This is a genomic window from Mycobacterium sp. TH-M106, from assembly GCF_057473765.1.
The window spans coordinates 1-2,571 of the sequence record NZ_JBYCLE010000399.1; the positions used below are offsets into that span (position 1 = coordinate 1).

Annotated in this window: 2 protein-coding genes; both read left to right on the plus strand. The window is 69.1% G+C overall.

Annotated elements, in window-relative coordinates; translation table 11 throughout:
- A partial coding sequence (gene pyrF, locus AC2VOP_RS14170; protein WP_486961563.1) for an orotidine-5'-phosphate decarboxylase occupies nt 1-653 on the plus strand: 653 nt, incomplete at its 5' end.
- Between the two features lie 62 nt (nt 654-715).
- A complete protein-coding gene (gene zwf / locus AC2VOP_RS14175) occupies nt 716-2,170 on the plus strand; it encodes a glucose-6-phosphate dehydrogenase (RefSeq protein WP_486961564.1) in 1,455 nt (484 codons plus the stop codon).
- Nucleotides 2,171-2,571: the final 401 nt, after the last annotated feature.

The window sequence follows — 2,571 nt, forward strand, 5'->3', positions numbered from 1 at the left end:
CCCAGGTGGCGTTCTTCGAGGCGCACGGTGCGGCCGGCTACGCCGTGCTGGAGCACACCATCGCCGCGCTGCGCGCCGCCGGGGTGTTGGTGCTGGCCGACGCCAAGCGTGGTGACGTCGGTTCGACGATGGCGGCCTACGCCGCGGCGTGGGCGGGCGACTCGCCGCTGGCCGCCGATGCGGTGACCGCTTCGCCGTACCTGGGATTCGGGTCGCTGTCGCCGCTGCTGGAGGTGGCCGCGCACCATCAGCGGGGGGTCTTCGTGCTGGCCGCCACCTCCAACCCGGAGGGCGTGACTGTGCAGAACGCTCTGGTAGCGGGAGCCGGTGGCCGCACCGTGGCCCAGACGATCGTCGACGCCGCGGCTGAGATCAACCGGGCTGACCGGCCAGAGCCCGGCTCGGTCGGGGTGGTCGTCGGCGCCACCGCCGTGGACGTCCCCGACGTCAGCGCCCTGGGTGGGCCGGTGCTGGTACCCGGCATCGGTGCGCAGGGTGGACGGCCCGAGGCGCTGGGCGGCCTGGGTGGGGCCGCCCCGGGCCAGCTGTTGCCCGCGGTCGCCCGCGAGGTGCTGCGCGCCGGTCCGGATGTCGCGGCGCTGCGCACGGCCGCCGAGCGGCTGCGCGATGTGGTGGCCTATCTGGCGCCCTGACCGCGCGGCGAGGGCGTCGTTAGGCTGGCTTGAACACCTGCGCCAGACCAAGGGGGTTATCCATGGCGGTGACCGACACGCGCCGCACCGCGCCGCATGTAGTGGTGCTGTTCGGCGCGACCGGCGATCTGGCCCGCCGCAAGCTGCTTCCCGCCTTGGTTCACCTGTCGATGTCGCGGCTCGCCCCGGAACTGCGCATCGTCGGCACATCCTTGGACGACGTGGACGACGACGCGTTCCGCACGCTCGCCGTACGAGCCTGCGAGGATTTCTCGCGCAGTCAGGCGTCAGTCAAAGAGCGTGACGCCTGGGCGCAGAACCTGACGTACGTGCCGCAGCACAGCGGTCCCGACGCACTGGCGGCGGCGGTGCGGGCGCAGACCGAGCAGTTGAGCGGCCCGGACGATCAGGTCCGGTTGCTGCATTACCTGAGTGTGCCGCCGGCCGCCGCGATCCCGTCGATCCGGATGCTGGCGCAGGCGGGCCTGACCGCCGATGCGGCCGTGGTGATGGAGAAGCCCTTCGGCACCGACCTGGACAGCGCGGTGGCCCTCAACGCCTCGATCCACGAGACGTTCGACGAGTCACAGATCTTCCGGATCGACCATTTCCTCGGCAAAGAGCCTGCGCAGAACATCCTCGCTTTCCGGTTCGGCAACGGGCTGTTCGAGCCGATCTGGAACCGCACTTTCATCGACCACATCCAGATCGACGTCCCCGAGAAGCTGTCGCTGGAGGGACGGGCGGCGTTCTACGAGCAGACCGGCGCGTTTCGGGACATGGTGGTCACTCATCTGTTCCAGGTCCTGGCGTTCGTGGCTATGGAGGCACCCACCGAGCTGGCACCCGACGCGATCGGCGTGGAGAAGAATAAGGTGTTCCGGTCCATGGTGCCGCTGGACCCGCACAACGTGGTGCGCGGCCAGTACCGCGGCTACCGCGACGAGCCGGGTGTGGCGCCGGACTCGGACACCGAGACCTTCGTTGCGCTCAAGTGCGAGATCGACAACTGGCGCTGGGCGGGTGTGCCGTTTTACCTGCGCACCGGCAAGTGCCTGGCCGAGGGCCAGCGGATCATCTCGATCGCGTTCCGGGAACCGCCGCGGAGCATGTTTCCGCCGGGATCCGGCGTCGGCGCGCACGGCCCGGACCACCTCACGTTCGATCTGGCCGATCAGGCCAAGCTGTCGCTGTCGTTCTACGGTAAACGGCCCGGGCCGGGCATGAAGCTGGATAAGCACAGCATGCAGTTCACGGTGGCCGACACCGAATCCGCCAGCGACGTGTTGGAAGCCTACGAACGGCTGATCCTGGACGCGATGCGTGGTGACCACACGCTTTACACCACGTCGGAGGGGATCGAGCGGCTTTGGGAGGTCTCCGAGCCGTTGCTGTCCGATCCGCCGCCGGTGCGCGCCTACGACGCCGGATCGTGGGGCCCCAACGCCATCCACCAGCTGATCGCGCCGCACGCCTGGCGACTGCCGTTCGACCGGGTCTGGCGCGCCACCCGGTGAGCCGTGGTCTACTACTGAGGGTAGTTTTGCGCCGCGCTACCCCATGAGTGCGCTGCATGAATGCACTGCTCGACACGCCCGGCGACACGCGCGACACGCAGGATCATCTGAAATCGGCGCCGCGGCGGCGGGCAGCCGCAGCCGTCGCTGCCGACCAACGAGGGAAAGCGCCCTCGCCGTCGTCGGACGGGCACTGAAAATAGTTGTCGCACATGACGTTCGGTACCGATTCAGCTTCAGCACGGCAGCCGGGGGAACCGCCAGGATGGGCCGTCGCCGGCGTCGGCCGATACGCCATCGCCAAGACCGTATGCTGGGCCTTTGTGGCAAGAACCCGGGGGTGGGGTTAGATTTCGTCAGACGGCGTGGGTACGGTCGTCGTCGCTGGCTGGAGCACCCGG

What these genes read in the sequence shown, in the direction of transcription:
- zwf (WP_486961564.1), top strand. Translation starts at nt 716, where the DNA reads ATGGCGGTGACCGACACGCGCCGCACCGCGCCGCATGTAGTGGTGCTG.